This window comes from Bradyrhizobium sp. LeoB3, from assembly GCF_055456055.1.
The window spans coordinates 70917-88833 of sequence record NZ_JBVBEF010000023.1 but is presented as its reverse complement, the minus strand read 5'-3'; the positions used below and the strand labels follow the sequence as shown (position 1 = coordinate 88833).

The 17917-nt window shown below is 63.6% G+C and carries 17 protein-coding genes; 7 read left to right on the top strand and 10 right to left on the bottom strand.

Translation table 11 applies throughout. The features are described 5' to 3' along the window. Positions 1-682 precede the first annotated feature (682 nt). The 3 genes from ACZXDY_RS17760 to ACZXDY_RS17750 all read left to right on the top strand — a co-directional run bounded on the left by ACZXDY_RS17760 (position 683) and on the right by ACZXDY_RS17750 (position 3537). Complete coding sequence (locus ACZXDY_RS17760; RefSeq protein WP_464346378.1) at positions 683-2746, top strand: peptidoglycan DD-metalloendopeptidase family protein; 2064 nt, start codon at positions 683-685, stop codon at positions 2744-2746. 99 nt (positions 2747-2845) lie between these two features. Then, a complete protein-coding gene (locus tag ACZXDY_RS17755; RefSeq protein WP_028169119.1) occupies positions 2846-3205 on the top strand; it encodes an SPW repeat protein in 360 nt (119 codons plus the stop codon). A gap of 77 nt (positions 3206-3282) precedes the next feature. Beyond that, positions 3283-3537 carry a hypothetical protein gene (locus ACZXDY_RS17750; RefSeq protein ID WP_464346377.1) on the top strand — a complete coding sequence of 85 codons (255 nt, stop codon included), beginning with the start codon at positions 3283-3285 and terminating at the stop codon, positions 3535-3537. A 62-nt stretch (positions 3538-3599) separates the two neighbouring features. Here ACZXDY_RS17750 and clpB read toward each other — a convergent pair whose 3' ends face one another. Then, a complete protein-coding gene (gene clpB, locus ACZXDY_RS17745; RefSeq protein WP_464346376.1) occupies positions 3600-6239 on the bottom strand; it encodes an ATP-dependent chaperone ClpB in 2640 nt (879 codons plus the stop codon). A 226-nt stretch (positions 6240-6465) separates the two neighbouring features. On the opposite strand from clpB, the gene ACZXDY_RS17740 reads away from it, so the two are divergent. After that, positions 6466-7251, top strand: coding sequence for an MOSC domain-containing protein (locus ACZXDY_RS17740; protein ID WP_464346375.1), 786 nt, complete (start codon positions 6466-6468; stop codon positions 7249-7251). A 768-nt stretch (positions 7252-8019) separates the two neighbouring features. Here ACZXDY_RS17740 and ACZXDY_RS17735 read toward each other — a convergent pair. Next, a complete protein-coding gene (locus ACZXDY_RS17735; protein ID WP_130228558.1) occupies positions 8020-8415 on the bottom strand; it encodes a hypothetical protein in 396 nt (131 codons plus the stop codon). Positions 8416-8612: 197 nt separating this feature from the next. Here ACZXDY_RS17735 and ACZXDY_RS17730 point away from each other — a divergent pair, with 197 nt between their 5' ends. Beyond that, positions 8613-8936 (top strand): hypothetical protein, encoded by a 324-nt coding sequence (locus ACZXDY_RS17730; RefSeq protein WP_028165129.1) that lies wholly within the window; start codon positions 8613-8615, stop codon positions 8934-8936. 81 nt (positions 8937-9017) lie between these two features. Here ACZXDY_RS17730 and ACZXDY_RS17725 read toward each other — a convergent pair whose 3' ends face one another. Then, complete coding sequence (locus tag ACZXDY_RS17725; protein ID WP_130228560.1) at positions 9018-9182, bottom strand: Flp family type IVb pilin; 165 nt, start codon at positions 9180-9182, stop codon at positions 9018-9020. Between the two features lie 263 nt (positions 9183-9445). After that, the gene (locus ACZXDY_RS17720) at positions 9446-10252 is read right to left on the bottom strand and encodes a response regulator (RefSeq protein WP_028165128.1); all 807 of its coding nucleotides are present in this window, start codon (positions 10250-10252) and stop codon (positions 9446-9448) included. A gap of 274 nt (positions 10253-10526) precedes the next feature. Between ACZXDY_RS17720 and ACZXDY_RS17715 the strand changes: the two genes are divergently transcribed. After that, a complete protein-coding gene (locus ACZXDY_RS17715; protein WP_028165127.1) occupies positions 10527-10739 on the top strand; it encodes a NepR family anti-sigma factor in 213 nt (70 codons plus the stop codon). After that, the gene (locus ACZXDY_RS17710) at positions 10739-11287 is read left to right on the top strand and encodes a sigma-70 family RNA polymerase sigma factor (RefSeq protein WP_027579243.1); all 549 of its coding nucleotides are present in this window, start codon (positions 10739-10741) and stop codon (positions 11285-11287) included. Before ACZXDY_RS17715 ends, ACZXDY_RS17710 begins: the two co-directional genes overlap by 1 nt. Before the next feature lie 319 nt (positions 11288-11606). Here ACZXDY_RS17710 and ACZXDY_RS17705 read toward each other — a convergent pair whose 3' ends face one another. The 6 genes from ACZXDY_RS17705 to ureC all read right to left on the bottom strand — a co-directional run bounded on the left by ACZXDY_RS17705 (position 11607) and on the right by ureC (position 17899). Further along, on the bottom strand, positions 11607-13265 hold the full coding sequence (locus ACZXDY_RS17705; RefSeq protein WP_464346374.1) for a CHASE domain-containing protein: 1659 nt from the start codon (positions 13263-13265) through the stop codon (positions 11607-11609). 404 nt (positions 13266-13669) lie between these two features. Continuing rightward, positions 13670-14323: an urease accessory protein UreG gene (gene ureG / locus ACZXDY_RS17700; protein ID WP_464346373.1), complete on the bottom strand. Its 654-nt coding sequence runs from the start codon at positions 14321-14323 to the stop codon at positions 13670-13672. A 162-nt stretch (positions 14324-14485) separates the two neighbouring features. After that, a complete protein-coding gene (locus ACZXDY_RS17695) occupies positions 14486-15217 on the bottom strand; it encodes an urease accessory protein UreF (protein WP_464346380.1) in 732 nt (243 codons plus the stop codon). Further along, entirely contained in the window at positions 15204-15824 is a 621-nt protein-coding gene (locus ACZXDY_RS17690) for an urease accessory protein UreE (protein ID WP_028165123.1), read from the bottom strand. The genes ACZXDY_RS17695 and ACZXDY_RS17690 overlap by 14 nt, the downstream gene beginning before the upstream one ends. A 14-nt stretch (positions 15825-15838) precedes the next feature. After that, entirely contained in the window at positions 15839-16138 is a 300-nt protein-coding gene (locus ACZXDY_RS17685; protein ID WP_028165122.1) for a putative quinol monooxygenase, read from the bottom strand. 48 nt (positions 16139-16186) lie between these two features. Continuing rightward, positions 16187-17899 (bottom strand): urease subunit alpha, encoded by a 1713-nt coding sequence (ureC, locus tag ACZXDY_RS17680; protein WP_208824085.1) that lies wholly within the window; start codon positions 17897-17899, stop codon positions 16187-16189. Between the last annotated feature and the right edge of the window lie 18 nt (positions 17900-17917).

The following is a 17917-nucleotide window of genomic DNA, read 5'->3' as shown; positions in this document are numbered from 1 at the left end:
GGTTTTCAAAATCGAGACCCGCAAGGACTCCGCCGTCCACGTTTCTCTTTCTTCATCTTTACTTGTCAAACAGCCCGAGATCCGAAGACCTCACACCCTTAGGAGGGTTCCGACTCTCTTCACCCGACGGCGAATCCCCAACCGATTTACATCGGCTGTTGAGTCACTCATCAAGGTGAGGAGCATCAAGGGCGCGAAAGCTTGCCTTGGCCACCGGGCCAATGCAGCGCCGCGCTCAGTGGCCGCCTTATAGGCCGGCCCAATCCGGCTTGTCAACGACCATTGTCAACAAATCGTCGCATCAGGTGCAGATTCTTCCGATGCGCAGAATTGCTCGATTTTTCGGGACTTTACGCCGTACTTGAGCCACAATCCTGCGACGTTCTGACGATTAGTTATGCAAAATGAATCGCCGGATGCCAGTGGGGGCTGCCGGTGGTTTCTCTACCAAGGGACTGACGATTTCGATGAATCCGTCGCCAGTTCCACGCGGCCGAGCAACATCGAGAGATTTACACATCGTTGGCATTCGAGATTGTGGTTGGCCATCGGCCTTCGATAATTCACGAATGTTGCTGTATGTGACGCGCCGTACTGCCGGATTGCCCCGCTAGGGCGAATGCGGGCGCAAGGGAGTGCGGAAGTCTCGTCGTATGCTGATGGAACTTGGGGGGACACGGGTTTGAGCCAACGGGCGTCACGCGGGAGCGGCTTTGGACGCGAGACCGGGATGATCGATCTCGGTCACGAGCCGCCGCTGTCGGTTGACGGCTCGGAGGCTGCGGTGATCGACCGCCGCCGTGTTTCCGTACAGTGGTTCAGCGGCACGATCCTGACCGGCCTGTGCGGCGCGGCCTTGATCGGCGGCGCCGTTTTTGCGTCCCTCGACGGCGAGATGACCTTTGCCAAGCTCCCCGAGCGGGTCGAGGGCGCGCTGCGCGGTGCCATCAGCGCCAATGACCGTGCCGCCACCCTGCACAAGAGCGACCGCCTGCCGCCGCCGTCGGAATCAAGCGCCTCGCGCAACGTGGTGCGGGTATCGACGGTGACCCGCGTCGGCAACCGCGACGTGATGCGGGTGCGGCCGTATGTTCGCATCTCCGGCAACCTGTCGATGACGACAAGCGATCTTTCGGCCAAGATCCCGCCGTTCAACGCCCAGCGCATGCTGACCGACGTCGGCACCAATCAGACCGCGGCGGCGGACGATCCGAACAACCCCGAGGCTGTCGAGCCCGACGCCGAGGTCTCATTCGTCACCAAGGATCTGGGGCAGGTGCTACCGAAGGCGAAGATCGCCGCGGTGGTGGCGCTCGACGAGATCCTGATGCGGGTGCGTGACGCGGCCAACTGGCGCGGCAATAACGGCGGCGTCCGCTATACGCTGGCCAATGCCACCGCCGATGTCGGCGGCGCGCAGCCCGACCTCAAGCTCGCCTATGCCACAGAGGGCAACGTTTCCGATCCCTATGCCGGCTTTGAAACCCGCGTGGTGCCGGAAAACGTCACGCTGCTGCCGAAGACCAAGGAGCAGGTCACCGGCGGCAACCCGACCGGGGAGCGGGTGCATATCGTCAAGAAGGGCGACACCGTCACTTCGGTGCTGCGCGACATGGGCGCGACAGCCGACGAGGCCAAGGCGATCGCGGCCATGCTCGGCGCCCGCGGCCGCGATGGCGGCCTGAAGGAAGGCCAGAAGCTGCGCATCCTGATGGCGCCGGCAAATCCGGCCCCGGGAGCACGGCTGCAGCCCTATCGCGTGATCGTCGCCAACGACACCCAGGTCGAAGCGGTCGCAGCACTCTCGGACATCGGCAAATATGTCGCCGTCGACGTGCAGAGCTTGAACACCGTGTCCGACACCGCCGACAACAGCGACGATGACGACGAGGATGATGGCAGCGGCGTACGGCTCTATCAGAGCATCTACGAGACCGCGCTGCGCAACAAGGTGCCGCAGAACGTCATCGAGGACATGGTCCGCATCTATTCCTATGACGTCGACTTCCAGCGCAAGGTGCAGCCCGGCGATAGCTTCGACGTCTTCTACGCCGGCGAGGACGAAGGCGTAACGAGCAGCGAAAAGACCGAGGTGCTGTACGCCGCGCTCACGGTCGGCGGCGAGACCAAGAAATACTACCGGTTCCAGACGCCGGACGATTCGGTGGTCGACTACTACGATGAGACCGGCAAGAGCGCGAAGAAGTTCCTGGTGCGCAAGCCCGTCAACAACGCGATCATGCGCTCCGGCTTCGGCGGCCGCCGCCATCCGATCCTCGGCTACGTCAAGATGCACACCGGCGTCGACTGGGCGGCCCCCTACGGCACCCCGATCTTCGCGTCGGGCAACGGCGTGGTCGAAAAGGTCGGCTGGGAGGGCGGCTACGGCAAGTATGTCCGCGTCAAGCACAACAATGGCTATGAGACCGCCTACGGCCACATGTCCGCCTTCGCCAAGGGCATGGAAGCCGGCAAGCGCGTCCGCCAGGGCCAGGTAATCGGCTTTATCGGGTCGACCGGCATGTCGACCGGCGCCCACGTCCATTACGAGATCCTGGTCAACGGCCGTTTCGTCGACCCGATGCGCGTGAAGCTGCCGCGCGGGCGCTCGCTCGAGGGCTCGATGCTGGCAGGTTTCGAGAAGGAGCGCGACCGGATCGATGCCCAGATGAGCAGCCGCGGCAGCTCCCGCATCGTCTCCGACGCCACCGGCTCGACCGGTTCGCGCCCCGTCAGCAACCGCTGATCTCCCCGTCAAATCAAGGAAATTTGCCACGGCGGCCGTGGAACCAGGAGGGCATCAGCTCGGTTTCAGGGATGCACGAAACCTCCAACGGAGGGTGTCATGGAGAATTGGACGAACGCGAAATTGTGCGACGTCGCAAACCTGATCCTCGGCGCGATCCTGTTGCTGTCGCCCTGGCTGTTCGGCTTCACCGCCGGAACCGTCTCCACCAACGCCTACATCACCGGCATCGTCATCGCGGTCCTTGCAATCGCGGCGCTGGCGGCGTTCGCGGTGTGGGAGGAGTGGCTGAACCTGATCGTCGGATTGTGGGCCCTGGTGTCGCCCTGGGTATTGGGCTTCCACGGCACCACCGCGATGACGGTCCATGTGGTGATCGGCGCGGCGGTGGCGATCCTGGCTGCAATCGAGCTCTGGATGATGTCGCAGCACCCGCCACGGCTGACCACAGGCCGCTGATCGAGGGCTGTTTTACTCTGGTCCCTGCCCGCCATGACGGCGGGGGGAGGCCTTGTTTCGCGTAGAGGGTACCGGACATGAGGCACATCACACGCGATGACGTCGTCAAGGCGGTCGGCCAGATCGACGATGTCACCATCGCCAAGATCATCGCGACGGGCGCCACCGTCGACGAGTTGGTGGAGGCGCAGGCTTGGCTCGCCAATGACGAGCCGCTGATGAACGCCGGCAAACCGCTTGCGACCGGCCGCGCCCGCGAGCTCGTGGACATCCTTTCCGAACTCGAGCCGAGCGACGAGGACGATGTCGGCCCGGCAGTGACGCAGGAATAGCCTGCCCCAAACTCGAAGCCCTCTCCGCCGGGCCGCGGAGAGGGCTTCGATCGTTTCATGATTTAGTTCAGCTTGCGCTTCGCTACCGGCGCATCGAACTGAGCGACCTCTGCGGTCTGCTGCGCCTTGCCGTTGAAGGTCAGCACGTTGCCCTCGGTCGAGATCTTGACCTGGTCGCCGTCCTTGACGTCGCCAGCCAGGATCATCTCGGCCAGCGGATCCTGCAGGTTGCGCTGGATCACCCGCTTCAGCGGGCGGGCGCCGTAGGCCGGATCCCAGCCCTTGGCGGCCAGCCAGTCGCGCGCCGCCGCGTCCAGCGTCAGCGTGATCTTGCGATCCTCCAGGAGCTTCTGCAGCCGCGCGAACTGGATCTCGACGATCCGACCCATCTCGCTCTTCTGCAGCCGATGGAACAGGATGATCTCATCGACGCGGTTGAGGAATTCGGGGCGGAAATGCGCCCGCACCGTCGCCATCACCTGCTCGCGCACAGCGCCTGTGTCCTCGCCTTCCGGCTGGTTCACCAGAAATTCCGAACCGAGGTTCGAGGTCATGATGATCAGCGTATTGCGGAAGTCGACCGTGCGGCCCTGACCGTCGGTGAGGCGGCCGTCGTCGAGCACCTGCAACAGCACGTTGAAGACGTCAGGATGCGCCTTCTCGATCTCGTCGAACAGCACCACCTGGTAGGGCCGCCGCCGCACCGCTTCGGTGAGCGCGCCGCCCTCGTCATAGCCGACATAGCCCGGAGGCGCACCGATCAATCGCGAGACCGAGTGCTTCTCCATGTATTCGGACATATCGAGGCGGACCATCGCGGTCTCGTCGTTGAACAGGTACTCAGCCAGCGCCTTGGTCAGCTCGGTCTTGCCGACGCCGGTGGGCCCCAGGAACATGAACGAGCCCATCGGCCGGTTCGGGTCCTGCAGGCCGGCGCGCGAACGGCGCACGGCGGTCGCGACCGCACGCACCGCCTCGGCCTGACCGACGACGCGCTTGCCGAGCGCATCCTCCATCTTCAGGAGCTTCTCTTTCTCGCCTTCCAGCATCCGGTCGACCGGCACGCCGGTCCAGCGGGAGACCACCTGCGCGATGTGGTTGGCGGTGACTGCCTCCTCCATCGTCGCGCCCTGGTTCTCGCTGGCCTCGATATCGGCGAGCTGCTTCTCCAGCGCCGGGATCTTGCCATAGGCAAGCTCGCCTGCACGCTGGAATTCACCGCGGCGCTGGGCGTTGGCCAATTCGACGCGCAGCGCGTCGAGTTCGGCCTTCAGCTTCTGGGCGTTGGAGAGCTTGTTCTTCTCCGCGCTCCAGCGCGCCGTCAGCGCCTTCGATTTCTCCTCGAGATCGGCGAGTTCCTTCTCCAGCGCCTGCAGCCGGCTCTTCGAGCCGAGATCGGTTTCCTTCTTCAGCGCCTCCTGCTCGATCTTGAGGCGGATGATCTCGCGGTCCAGCGTATCCAGCTCTTCCGGTTTGGAATCGACCTGCATCTTCAGCCGCGCCGCCGCCTCGTCCATCAGGTCGATGGCCTTGTCGGGCAGGAAGCGGTCGGTGATATAGCGGTTGGACAGGGTTGCGGCCGCCACCAGCGCGGAATCGGCGATCCGCACGCCGTGGTGCTGCTCGTACTTGTCCTTCAACCCGCGCAGGATCGAGATGGTGTCCTCGACCGTCGGCTCGCTGACGAAGATCGGCTGGAAGCGGCGGGCGAGCGCGGCATCCTTCTCGACATGCTTCTGGTACTCATCGAGCGTGGTCGCGCCGATGCAGTGCAGCTCGCCGCGGGCCAGCGCCGGCTTCAACAGGTTGGACGCGTCCATCGCGCCGTCTGCCTTGCCGGCGCCGATCAGCGTGTGCATCTCGTCGATGAACAGGATGAAGGTTCCCTCGGCCGAGGTGACCTCCTGCAGCACGGCCTTCAGCCGCTCCTCGAACTCGCCGCGGTACTTTGCACCCGCGATCAGCGCGCCGAGGTCGAGCGACAAGAGCCGCTTGTCCTTCAGGCTCTCCGGCACGTCGCCGTTGACGATGCGCAGCGCCAGACCCTCGACGATCGCGGTCTTGCCGACGCCGGGCTCGCCGATCAGGACGGGGTTGTTCTTGGTGCGGCGGGACAGCACCTGGATGGTGCGACGGATCTCCTCGTCACGGCCGATCACCGGATCGAGCTTGCCGTCGCGCGCGGCCTGGGTCAGGTCGCGGGCATATTTCTTCAGCGCGTCATAGGCGTTCTCGGCGGTGGCGCTATCGGCCGTACGGCCCTTGCGCAGCGACTCGATCGCCGCATTCAGGTTCTGCGGGGTGACGCCGCCCTTGCTCAGGATCGAGCCGGCCTCGCTGTTCTTCTCGAGCGCAAGCCCGAGCAGGAGACGCTCGACGGTGACGAAACTGTCGCCGGCCTTCTCCGCCGCCTTTTCGGCCGCATCGAATGCCCGCGCCAGTTCGGGTGAAAGGTAGACCTGCCCCGCGCCGCTGCCCGACACTTTCGGCAGCTTGTTAAGCGCATCCTCGGTTGCCTTGAGGATGGCGCGGGAATTGCCGCCGGCGCGATCGATCAGACCGCCGGCAAGACCTTCGCTGTCGTCCAGCAGCACTTTTAACAGATGCAGCGGCGAGAACTGCTGGTGTCCCTCGCGCACCGCAAGCGACTGCGCCGACTGGATGAAGCCGCGCGCGCGCTCGGTGTATTTCTCAATATTCATCGTTTGCTTTCCCTCGGCCTGCCTTCCCAGCCCCGTAGGCACCGTGATGGCATCTTCATTGGGTTTCCGCCCGGCGGTGTTGACGTCGGTCAACCCGCCGGTGGTCGTCGCCCTCATTTCAGGCTTGACGCGAATGTGGGCATTTGGGTTCCGAAACGGAAGAGCTTTCTGCAATGATTTCGTAAGGTTGTATGGCCCGATCGATGAAAATCTCCTAAAAGGCCTGATGTCCTCCGCTTCATCTCCAGAGATCGCCGGCATCTACCGTTATCCCGTCAAAGGCCTGACGCCCGAGGCGCTGCCGCGGGCCGAGCTCAAGGCTGGCCAGACGCTCTCGTCCGATCGCCGCTACGCCATCGAGAACGGACCGAGCGGCTTCGATCCCGAGCAGCCCAAATGGCTGCCGAAGCCGCATTTCCTGATGCTGCAGCGGGACGAGTGGCTGGTGCCGCTCCGTGCCGAATTCGACGACGGCAGCCATGTTCTGACCCTGCGCCGGAACGGCGAGATAGTGGCTCAGGGCGACCTCGAAACGGCCGCCGGGCGCGCCGCGATCGAGCAGTATTTCGCACTCCGCCATGCCGGCCAGATCAAGGGACCGCCAAAGGTCCTGACCAGTCCCGGCCACAGCTTCTCCGACGTCGCCCGCAAGGTGGTCTCGATCATCAACCTCAACAGCCTGCGCGCGATCGAGGAGATGGTCGGGCAATCCGTGCATCCGCTGCGCTTCCGCGCCAACCTCTATGTCGAGGGCTGGCCGGCCTGGCACGAATTCGAGCTGCTCGACCAGACGATCGCGATCGGCAGCGCACGGGCCAAGGTGGTCAAGCGCATCACCCGCTGCGCCGCGGTCAATGTCGATCCCGACACCGGCGTGCGCGACCTCACCATCCCGCACACCCTGATGCAGCGCCTCGGCCACAACGAATGCGGCGTCTATGCCGAGGTGGTCGCGGATGGCGCGGTGGCGGTCGGGGACGCGATCGCAGCGGAGCAGCCGGAGCTGTTGTAGGCGCGGCGTGCGCTCCCTCCACGCTGTCGTCCCGGGCTTGACCCGGGACCCATAACCACAGGCCTTTGTTGTGTGCTCCGCTGCAACCGCTTGCTCGCGCCACCACACGCTCCTGTGGTTATGGGTCCCTGCGTTCGCAGGGACGACGGGGAAAGAGCGGATTCAAATTTCAAACAGCGGAGGGGATGTGAGCCCGCGTTCTCGCGGCGCGTTGCGTCCGAGGTTTGCGTATCTCTTCACCCTCTCAAATCGCAGAGGGCGCAGGGAAAGCCGGGTGCTGGTTGCACCCATGGGTCCCGTGCAACAAAAAGCACGGGGGTAGGACCACAGGTTCAACCGAAGCATTCCGGCTTTCCCTGCGCGATGGTGTTACGGTTTCCTTCGCGCTCTCCCCGGTGACCGGGCTTTCTTGCCACCGTCGCCCTTAGGGATGTTTCCATCCCGCAAGGACTTAGCGCCAGCGTCGGGGCGCCAGGACCACACGACTTCGCCGTCCGTGATGCGCGTGCTCGTCAGTCGCACGCATCACGTCCACCGCATCTCACCGCAACGTTCGTGACGATCGCGAGCCGCCCCTCTCTCGGGTGAGACGCGCGGAGTTAAATCACTGATTTGCCCGACGACGAAAGCGGAATGTTTTTCGCGCGAGGGCTGGACGAGGCAAATCAACTTGGAATCGCTGGTGAATTTTTCTCCGCCGTCATTCCGGGGCGATGCGAAGCATGGAGCCCGGAATGACGGGTGGAGAGAGAACGAAGAACGATCAGCTTAGGTGACGCAGCGGCCGGGCTGCAGGCGCTTTGCTACTTCGGTCAGCACGCTCACGACGGGCTCGCAGGCGACCGTCATCCTGCGCTCGCCGGATTTGATCAACGCAGGCGGCTTGGGGTGGCTGCGCGCCTCGTCCCTGACGACGGGAACGCGGATCACGACCGAGGTCTCGGCCAGGCTGTCGAGCTTCAGCGAAATGGTTTCGGTTTTGCCGGTGGCTGCCGGAACTGTCGCCCGGTCGGCCTTCGCCGTACGGTTGACGTCATGTTCCGCCTTGGTGGAGGTGATGAGGCTCTGGCCCCCGATGAGATCATGCCCGGAGGCAAATTGCACGGCGCCGAAGGTCAAAGAAACGGCGAGCGCACCTAAAATTCCCTTCAATATCTGTGACATGGCGATTCATCCCTCGCCCCATGGCGATCACGAACACAACTCGAACGAAACGCCCCCGTTCGTATGTCTGCGGATCACTTAACCGTGTTCAAAATTATTTTCGGAATCTCGGAACGTTTTTTCGCGGTCCGCGTCGTTCTGGCAGCCGGTTATTCCCCCTGCCCCATTGACCGGCGATGTAGGGCGCGACCGTGGTGATGCCGGTCGCGCTCTACTTTTTTGTCGGGGTTTTCGTCGGAGTTTTCGAGGGGCAGGCCGGCTTCCCTACCTTCGGCGGTCAGTGCCCCATGGCCCGCTCCTGGAAGCTCCGGGGCCTATTCGATTGCCAACGCGAAGTGGTGACCGTCTCACCCAAGCTGTTGCGGCCGGTGGTGATGGTGTACGTGCCATGCTTCGAAGTCGAAGTGGTCGTGGTGTATCCCAAGCTGTCCCTGCGAGTGCGGGTAACGATTTCTGTATCAGCGTGGGCGGCTCCGGCGCTAAAGACGACAAGCGCCAGCAAGACCATAATACGCATTTGATGACTCCCTAATAGAAAGCCGACCAAAGCTGCCTTTGGCCGGACCTTCCACGTGCACACCCTCTGAGAAAGAGCCGGCGACTTACTTCAGGCCGTCGTCCACCGCTACCAACTTGGTATTGAGATCGGTGCCGATGACTCGAAGGGTGCCGATGATCACGACGGCAATAAGAGCGGCAATCAGACCGTACTCGATGGCGGTCGCGCCAGACTCGTCCTTAATGAAACGGGAAACAAGGTTACGCACGGCTGGTCTCCTGGATGGTTGTGTGGCTGAACGCATGCAACCATATGCGCACCGGCCTAAAGGTCGGTGAATCGAAAGCCGCGAACTCTCCTAAGCAGGGTTAACCTGAAGAGATTGCATTCGAAACAAATACTCGTCACGCGCAACCGGCAAGGCGAACAGCATCGCCCAGCACAAAGGTCACATGAAAGGCGGATGTCTCGGTGCAAAAAATCCGGCGCACCGTGTGGTGCACCGGATCAGTCGACCTAACCAGAGTCAGTTCACGCCGAGGCGGCGCGCGGCGCACGGTTGCGCGAATTGCGCTGGAAGAACAGCGCCTGGCTCGCAACGGCCGAGACCATTGCGGGCTGGAACGGCTTTGAGATCAGGAACGCCGGCTCCGGGCGCTCGCCGGTCAGGAAGCGTTCGGGATAGGCGGTGATGAACACCACCGGCACCTCGAACACGCGCAATAGCTCATTCACCGCGTCCAGCCCCGACGAACCGTCGGCGAGCTGGATGTCGGCGAGGATCAGGCCGGGCTTCTTGTTCTTGGCGAGCGCCACCGCATCCGAATGGGTGCGGGCGACGCCGATGACATTGTGGCCGAGATTTCGCACGAGGCTTTCCAGATCCATCGCGATGAAGGTCTCGTCCTCGATGATCAGGACATCGGTCGCGATCTCGGCGGCCATCTCACGGCCGGCGGCATCCGTGAGCTTGCGCGTCTCGCCGATGTCGATGTTGAGGATGTAGGCCACCTCCTCTTCCGAGAAGCCCTCCAGCGACAGCAGGAGGAAGGCCTGCCGCGGCAGCGGCGTGATGTTGGAAAGCCGGCGCTCCGGCGGCAGCGCCAACGTCGCTACCTCGGCGTTGTCGTTGATCGAGACCGAATTCCAGATCTGGGTGAACAGCCGGAACAGCCCGGCGCGCGGACCGTGCGTTTCATCCAGAAGCGCGGGGTCCTGAAGCAGGGCCTCCAGCATGGCCGCGACATAGGCGTCGCCCGACGCCTGGTTTCCGGTCAGCGCGCGGGCGTAGCGCCGCAACAATGGCAAGTGTTCGGCAACGAGCTGCGATCGGGACATTCCCACTCCATCCTTGTGTTCGAGGCAATTGCCTGAAACGCCTTATATCTCTCGGGCCGGCACATCCGGTGGGGCGACCCGCCTTCCCCTTGAGCGTTACGCCCGGACTACGCTTGAGCGCCGATAAAGTTCCACAAAAAGTTCCGGACATTCGGAACTTTCGGGCGAACTTCGAATTAGGGTACGACCGGCAGCAAACGCGGCCAAGACCGAATTTCGAGGAAACTGCTTGGAACACAGGGACTTAACCTCTCGGGGAAACGTGGATCAGATCATGAAGGAAACCAAGAAGCAGGGCGGTCTCAACGCTGAGATCCAATCGAGAATCGGCCACCAGCTTCGCGCCATGTACGATGATGTGGTGCGACAGGGCGTGCCGGACCGCTTTGCGGAGCTTATCCGCAAGCTCGATGATCCCGCGGAGGCCGCCAAGCATTTGGCAGAGACTGACGAGCAGCAAGCAGCAAAAAATGACGGGAGGGACTGATGCCTCTCACCGACCAACTTCGCGACGATATTTTGGCGTCGGTGCCAAGCCTACGCGCGTTCGCGATTTCGCTCTCCGGCAATGGTGACCGCGCCGACGATCTGGTGCAGGAGACCTTGTTGCGCGCAATCGCCAACATCGACTCGTTCCAACCCGGCTCGAACCTGCCGGCCTGGCTGTTCACCATCCTGCGCAACCTGTTCCGCTCCGACTATCGCAAGCGGCGGCGCGAGGTGGAGGACGCCGAGGGCAACTATGCCAAGACTCTGAAGACCCAGCCTGCGCAGAATGCGCATCTGGAGTTCGAGGAGTTTCGCGCCGCACTCGACAAGCTGCCGCAAGACCAGCGTGAAGCTTTGATCCTGGTCGGCGCGTCCGGCTTCTCCTACGAGGACGCGGCTGCGATCTGCGGCTGCGCCGTCGGCACCATCAAGAGCCGCGTCAACCGCGCGCGATCGAAATTGAGCGCATTGCTCTATGTCGAAGGCGCGGAAGATTTCGGCCCCGATGACACCGTGCGCGCCGTGATCGGCGGCAACGGCGGCTGATGCTCGCCAACTCTTGATCGTCATGCGCGGGCTTGACCCGCGCATCCATCTCGGAAAAGAGATTTTTCTGAGGGATGATGGATTGCCGGGTCAAGCCCGGCAATGACGGCGAGAGCAATGTGTAAGGTGGGCAAAGCCAACGGGTCGCGCGAACGCGCGCCCGATCACCGGCTCCGCGCGCCCACCTTCTCTTGCACCGCCCGTGAATGGTGGGCACGCTGCGCTCCTACACGACTTACCTACGGATCTATATCCGACGGCGCGCTCCTACTTATCCCCTCCTCACCATGAGGGAAGCAGGGTCGCCACCGGCCTGCAATCAGTGCGCCGGCCTCACCGGTGCGGAAAACTTCTCGGTGCGGTCGCGCTCGTTCATGTCGATGACGGTTTCCATCGGCGCGGTGAGCTCGTAGACGTAGCTGATGTCGGTGAAGTAGCGTTTCGCCGTCCCGCCGAGCGCTTCGGGGGCGACGCGGTCGAGCAGGATCAGGCCGAAATCGGAATCGGGCCGGCGGGTGGCTTCGCTGGTGTTGAACTCCTCCCAGCGGAAATGAAAGATCGCCTCCGCATCCTTACCGTTGACTTCCCAGTTAGCGACGATGTGCGGGTGCTTGCCGACCAGGGACAGGCCCTCGTCGGAATGCGAAGCGAGCTCGAAGAACAACAGCGACAGCGACTGCGCGGCGCGCGCGCTGACCGCGATATCGGGACCGGAGATCGCGATGCGCTCGGCATGCGGGATCGCGCGGGCCTCGAACAATCCCTTCAGCTTCACGCCCTGCCACTGGCTCTCGCTGAGCAGCGTGACCACGTTCGACATGGCGTGGATGCGGCCGATCAGGAGATCGCGTGCGGCATCGATGTCCGAGCCATGGCGCAATGTGCGCGTGACGATCGACTGGATCACGGCCAGGATGTTCTTGACCCGGTGGTTGAGCTCGTCGATCACAGCGGTCAGCCGCCGCTCGAACCCGATCCTCACCTCGATCTCGCGGCTGAGCCGAAGATTGTTGTAGGCGACATAGCCGAACAGGCCGCAGACGATGCCGGTCAGCGCGAGGCCGATCGCCGCCACGATCGCTGCGGTCTGGTTCGCCCGCGCGGCGGCGGAGGTCTTGGCGTAATAAGCGAGTGACCAATCGCGGCCGCCGAACGTCACCGTCCGGACCATCGACGGCGCCGGCCCATCCGGCCGCACCGCGCGCGAGGTGATGACGCCCTGGTCGTTGGCGACCAGCTCGTCGTTGGAATCGCGCGGGTCCTTCAGCACCACCGAGAACAGCGACATATCGTCATTCGCCAGCATCAACGGCCCGAGCTCATACGAAAATGTGACGAATCCCGCGGGCTCCGAAGCGCCCTGCTGAAACACCGGCGCGGCGAGCGCGACCCCGATCGGCCCATTCTGGCGCAACAGCGGAATCGGATCCGACGCCACGGGCTTGCCGTCCGCCATCGCCTGCGCCAGCATCGGCCCGATCACGGAATGGTGGTCGAAGCTGCGGCCCGGCAGGATGATGGTCTCCGGCGTCCGCGGCTCCAGGTCCATCATCACGTTGACGGGCTTGTCGAGCGCCTTGATGTCGAGGGGCTGGTCGTCGAAGTCGCGGATGGTCGGATTGGGGAAGCCGGCCTTCTTCAGCTCCTGCTCCGCCGCCGGGAGCTCGTCGGGCCTGAGCCGCGCAATCCAGGCGGCAATCACGAAATCGGTCTTGAAGGCATAGATCGAGGAGCGCAGCGGCTGCAGCATGTCTGCCTTCACCACCGACGGCGCGCGAAACAGGCCCGAGGAGACGCGGGCGAGCAATTCGCGCTCGGTGAGCCGGTCCTGCACCAGGCTGGCGTGGACGTCGATCGCCCGCGCCAGCGCGATGCCGTCGAGCGTCAGCTCCTGCTCGTGCACGCGATAGGCCGCGAGACCGGAGAGCAGCACCCCGATCAGCGCAATGAAGGCGATAATGAAGCCCAGCCGGACCACGCTGTTACTCGGAGACTGTGGGTTGGCGGAGATCAACAGCGGACATCTGGCGTCTGCGGGGGCGACAACGATCGGATACGGGGTGAACGCCAACCGCGGCGGAATATGGAGTGGCGAGCATCGGTACGCAACGGAAGGCGGCAATTAACGTGAGCGACGGCCGGCGCCGGCTGGCGAAAGCAGCGTCAGAGTTGGCTAATGGGAGTGGCTGGATTTTGTTCCCATTGCGGCAAGGAATATTTCGTCGCACCCGCCGTTTGCAGCTTGCGTGAAAGTAGTGAGCGTAACCCGGACCGCTCGTGGACGTCGGCGCAGATGTCCCGGGTTGCGCGTCGCTTCACCCGGGACTACGAACTCGCCGCGTTAAAAATATTAACAAATCGGATATCATATTAACACACGATTCAACCCGCCTTTGCCTTGCCTTTGGCAGAGGCTTTCGGGCTCAGGCCGCCCTTGGCCTCAATGAAGGCGATGATGCGCTCAAGCCCGTCGCTCTTCTTCAGGTTGGTCATGACGAAGGGACGCTCACCGCGCATCCGCTTCGCATCGGTCTCCATCTTCTCAAGCGACGCGCCGACATGAGGAGCGAGGTCGATCTTGTTGATCACCAGCAGGTCCGAGCGGGTGATGCCGGGGCCGCCCTTGGATGGGATCTTGTCGCCGGCGGCGACATCGATGACATAGATCGTGAGGTCGGCAAGCTCCGGCGAAAAGGTTGCGGCCAGGTTGTCGCCACCGGACTCGATCAGCACCAGATCGAGGCCAGGAAATTTCGCGCGCATGTCGGCGACCGCCGCCAGATTCATCGAGGCGTCCTCGCGGATCGCGGTGTGCGGACAGCCGCCGGTCTCGACGCCGGCGATGCGGTCCGGCGTCAGCGAACCCGAGCGCACCAGGAACTCGGCGTCCCATTTGGTGTAGATGTCGTTGGTGATGGCGGCGATGTCATAACGCTCGCGCATCGATTTGCAGAGCAGGTCCATCAGCGCGGTCTTGCCCGATCCAACCGGACCACCGACGCCGACGCGAAGCGGGCCGTGAGAAGAAGATGTCATGGGAGCGCCTCTATCGTCGTCCCTGCGAAAGCAGGGACCCATAACCACCGGAGTTGATTGTCGAGAAAGGCTGTGGCCCCAGCCCGATATAGCCACGAACATTTGTGGTTATGGGTCCCCGCCTTCGCGGGGACGACGGAGGGGGCGGAGACAAGAGAGACATCATGACCGGAACAGCCTCGTATATTGCGTCTCGTGGCGCAGGCTGGCGAGATCGGCGCGGAAGGTAGCGCTGCCGAGATCGTCGAGCGAAGCCCCGCCCGCACGTGTTGCGGTCGCGCTGACCACGGGTTCGAGAGCGGCGAGCAGGCGCTGGCTATCGGTCTGGCCGAGCGGGATCAGGCGGGCGCCGGCGGAGATCCAGTTCGAGAGCACCGCATGGAAGAACGCGTGCAGCACTGGCGCAAGCGGAATGTCATGGGTGGCGCTGACCAGGCCGACCGCGACGGGATAGACGATCGCGCCGTCGCAGGCGGCGATGAACTCGTCGAAGCCGGGCGAGAACCAGGCGGCGCGCGCCGTGTCGATGAAGGCGCGGCCCTGCGTCGTGGTCTCGAGCTGGCGCTCGCGCGAGGGCACGAAGGCGGCGGCCAGCTCGGCGATCTCGCGGAGCCTTCCAAGGTCGTGCGCCATGGTCGCCCGATGGGTCTGGGCGAGGAACACACCATCGCAGAAGCCGGAGCCGTCGCTCAGCATCGCGGCGAGCCAGCCGCGCAGTGAGGCGGCATCCTTGATGTCGCCGGCCTCGACCGCCCATTCGAGGCCGCTGGAATAGGAGAAGGCCCCGACCGGAAACGACGGCGACAGCCAGGTCATCAAACGGTAGAGCGAGGCGGCCTCGCTCTCCGTCATCCCACCCCACGCCTCGCTGCGCGGCAGCTCATTTGTGGTCATGAGCATGGGAGTGGTCGTGATGGTGGTGATGGTCGTGGTCGCAATGCTCGTCGTGGTGATGATGATCGTGATCACCGTGATGGTGGTGGTGATCATCATGATCATGATCGTGGCCGTGATCATGCGCATGGTCATGGCCGGTGTGGTGATGCGCGGCCGCGTCGCCTTCATGCGCATGGCCGGCATATGCGCCGCCTTCGGGATCGAACGGCGCCTCGATCTCGATCACGCGTGCACCCAGCCCCTTCACCATCGCCTCGATGACGTGATCGCGCCGGATGCGCAGGCCCTTCTTCATGATCTGCGTCGGCAGATGGCGGTTGCCGAGATGCCAGGCGACGCGGATCAGATGGTGCGGGTCGGCGCCGCGGATCTCCAGAAGCGGCTCGGGCGCGGCGACCACCTCGACCAGCCGGCCGTCCTCCAGGACCAGCGCGTCGCCGCCGCGCAGCGCGATCGCGTTCTCGAGATCGAGCAGGAATTCCAATCCGCGCGTGCCCGTCATCGCCATCCGACGGCGGTGGCGGTCGTCGAAATCGAGCACCACGGTGTCGGCCGCCGGCTCATTCCAGCGGTGTTGCGGCTTGACGGACGTCGCGCGGATCATATTGGCCTACTCTCTTAGCGGACTTCGACCTTCTCAGGCGTGATCACTTCGATCTTCGGCGGGGCCGAGAAGCACTTCACGGCGACGCGGCCAAAGGTCTTCATGTGATCGGCGGTGCGGTGCGGCACCAGCGCCTCGGCATTCTCCCACTGCTCGACGAACACCATCTTGGTCGGATCGGTGACGCTCTCGTGCAGATCATAGGCGATATTGCCGGGCTCCTTCCGCGTCTCCTTGATGCAGGCGGTGGCGGCCGCAATGAATTCGGCGCGCGTTTCAGGCTTAATGGTCAGTGTGGCGACGACGTAGATCACGGAATTTCCTCCCGGCTTTGGTTTCTGGGCGTATTTGCCGGAGAGGTTTTAGAACATGAAATAGCGCTGCGCCAGCGGCAGCACCTCGGCGGGCGCGCAGGTCAGAAGCTCGCCGTCGGCGCGCACCTCATAGGTCTCCGGATCGACCTCGATCCTGGGCGTGGCGTCATTGTGGATCATGCTCTTCTTGGAGATCTTGCCGCGCGTGTTCTGGACCGCATAGAGCTTCTTGCCGATACCAAGCTTGCGCGCCAGCCCGCCGGCGACCGCCGCCTTGGACGTGAAGACCACCGAGGATGCGGTGAGCGATTTTCCGTACGCCGCAAACATCGGCTGGTAGTGCACCGGCTGCGGGGTCGGGATCGAGGCGTTGGGGTCGCCCATCGGCGCCGCCACGATCGAGCCGCCCTTGATGATCAGGTCCGGCTTGGCGCCGAAGAACGCCGGCGACCACAGCACGAGGTCGGCGAGCTTGCCTTTCTCGACCGAGCCGATCAGCTTGGAGACGCCGTGCGCGATCGCGGGGTTGATGGTGTATTTGGCGATGTAGCGCTTGACGCGGAAATTGTCGTTGTTGCCCTTCTCCTGCGGCAGCGATCCGCGCTGCTTCTTCATCTTGTCCGCGGTCTGCCAGGTGCGGATGATGACCTCGCCGAGCCGGCCCATGGCCTGCGAATCCGAGGACATCATCGAGAGCGCGCCGAGATCGTGCAGGATATCTTCCGCCGCGATCGTCTCCTTGCGGATGCGGCTTTCGGCAAAGGCGAGATCTTCGGCGATCGAGGGATCGAGGTGGTGGCACACCATCAGCATGTCCAGATGCTCGTCGATGGTGTTGCGCGTAAACGGGCGCGTCGGGTTGGTCGAGGACGGCAGCACGTTCTTCAGCCCGGCGATCTTGATGATGTCAGGGGCGTGACCGCCGCCGGCGCCCTCGGTGTGGAAGGCGTGGATGGTGCGACCCTTGAACGCCTTCACCGTATCCTCGACGAAGCCGGATTCGTTGAGCGTGTCGGTGTGGATCATCACCTGGATATCGTGATCGTCAGCGACCGCAAGACAGTTGTCGATCGCCGCCGGCGTCGTGCCCCAGTCCTCATGCAGCTTCAGCGCGCAGGCGCCGCCCTTGATCATCTCGACCAGCGCCGCCGGCCGCGATGCGTTGCCCTTGCCGGAAATGCCGAGATTGACCGGGAAGGCGTCGAAAGACTGGATCATCCGGCCCATGTGCCATGGCCCCGGCGTGCAGGTCGTCGCAAAGGTGCCGTGCGAAGGGCCGGTGCCGCCGCCCAGCATCGAGGTGACGCCGCTCATCAGCGCGTGCTCGATCTGCTGCGGACAGATGAAATGGATGTGGCTGTCGAAACCGCCTGCGGTGAGGATCTTGCCCTCGCCCGCGATCACGTCGGTGCCGGGGCCGATGATGATGTCCACATTGGGCTGGATATCGGGATTGCCGGCCTTGCCGATCGCGGAGATCATGCCTTCCTTGATCGCGACGTCGGCCTTGACGATGCCCCAATGGTCGACGATCAGCGCATTGGTGATGACGGTATCCGCCGCCCCTTGCGCGCTCGTGACCTGCGACTGCCCCATGCCGTCGCGGATCACCTTGCCGCCGCCGAACTTCACCTCCTCGCCATAGGTGGTGAAGTCCTTCTCTACCTCGATGATGAGATCGGTATCGGCGAGTCGCACACGATCGCCGGTGGTGGGCCCGAACATGTCGGCATAGACGGAACGTTTGATCTTCACGGACACTGTAAGCCCCCCTACTTC

What these genes read in the sequence shown, in the direction of transcription:
- clpB (WP_464346376.1), bottom strand. Translation starts at nt 6,239, where the DNA reads ATGAATATTGAGAAATACACCGAGCGCGCGCGCGGCTTCATCCAGTCG.
- ACZXDY_RS17695 (WP_464346380.1), bottom strand. Translation starts at nt 15,217, where the DNA reads ATGACCACAAATGAGCTGCCGCGCAGCGAGGCGTGGGGTGGGATGACG.
- ACZXDY_RS17730 (WP_028165129.1), top strand. Translation starts at nt 8,613, where the DNA reads ATGCCGGTCGCGCTCTACTTTTTTGTCGGGGTTTTCGTCGGAGTTTTC.
- ureG (WP_464346373.1), bottom strand. Translation starts at nt 14,323, where the DNA reads ATGACATCTTCTTCTCACGGCCCGCTTCGCGTCGGCGTCGGTGGTCCG.
- ACZXDY_RS17690 (WP_028165123.1), bottom strand. Translation starts at nt 15,824, where the DNA reads ATGATCCGCGCGACGTCCGTCAAGCCGCAACACCGCTGGAATGAGCCG.
- ACZXDY_RS17750 (WP_464346377.1), top strand. Translation starts at nt 3,283, where the DNA reads ATGAGGCACATCACACGCGATGACGTCGTCAAGGCGGTCGGCCAGATC.
- ACZXDY_RS17715 (WP_028165127.1), top strand. Translation starts at nt 10,527, where the DNA reads ATGAAGGAAACCAAGAAGCAGGGCGGTCTCAACGCTGAGATCCAATCG.
- ACZXDY_RS17710 (WP_027579243.1), top strand. Translation starts at nt 10,739, where the DNA reads ATGCCTCTCACCGACCAACTTCGCGACGATATTTTGGCGTCGGTGCCA.
- ACZXDY_RS17755 (WP_028169119.1), top strand. Translation starts at nt 2,846, where the DNA reads ATGGAGAATTGGACGAACGCGAAATTGTGCGACGTCGCAAACCTGATC.
- ACZXDY_RS17735 (WP_130228558.1), bottom strand. Translation starts at nt 8,415, where the DNA reads ATGTCACAGATATTGAAGGGAATTTTAGGTGCGCTCGCCGTTTCTTTG.
- ACZXDY_RS17740 (WP_464346375.1), top strand. Translation starts at nt 6,466, where the DNA reads ATGTCCTCCGCTTCATCTCCAGAGATCGCCGGCATCTACCGTTATCCC.
- ACZXDY_RS17720 (WP_028165128.1), bottom strand. Translation starts at nt 10,252, where the DNA reads ATGTCCCGATCGCAGCTCGTTGCCGAACACTTGCCATTGTTGCGGCGC.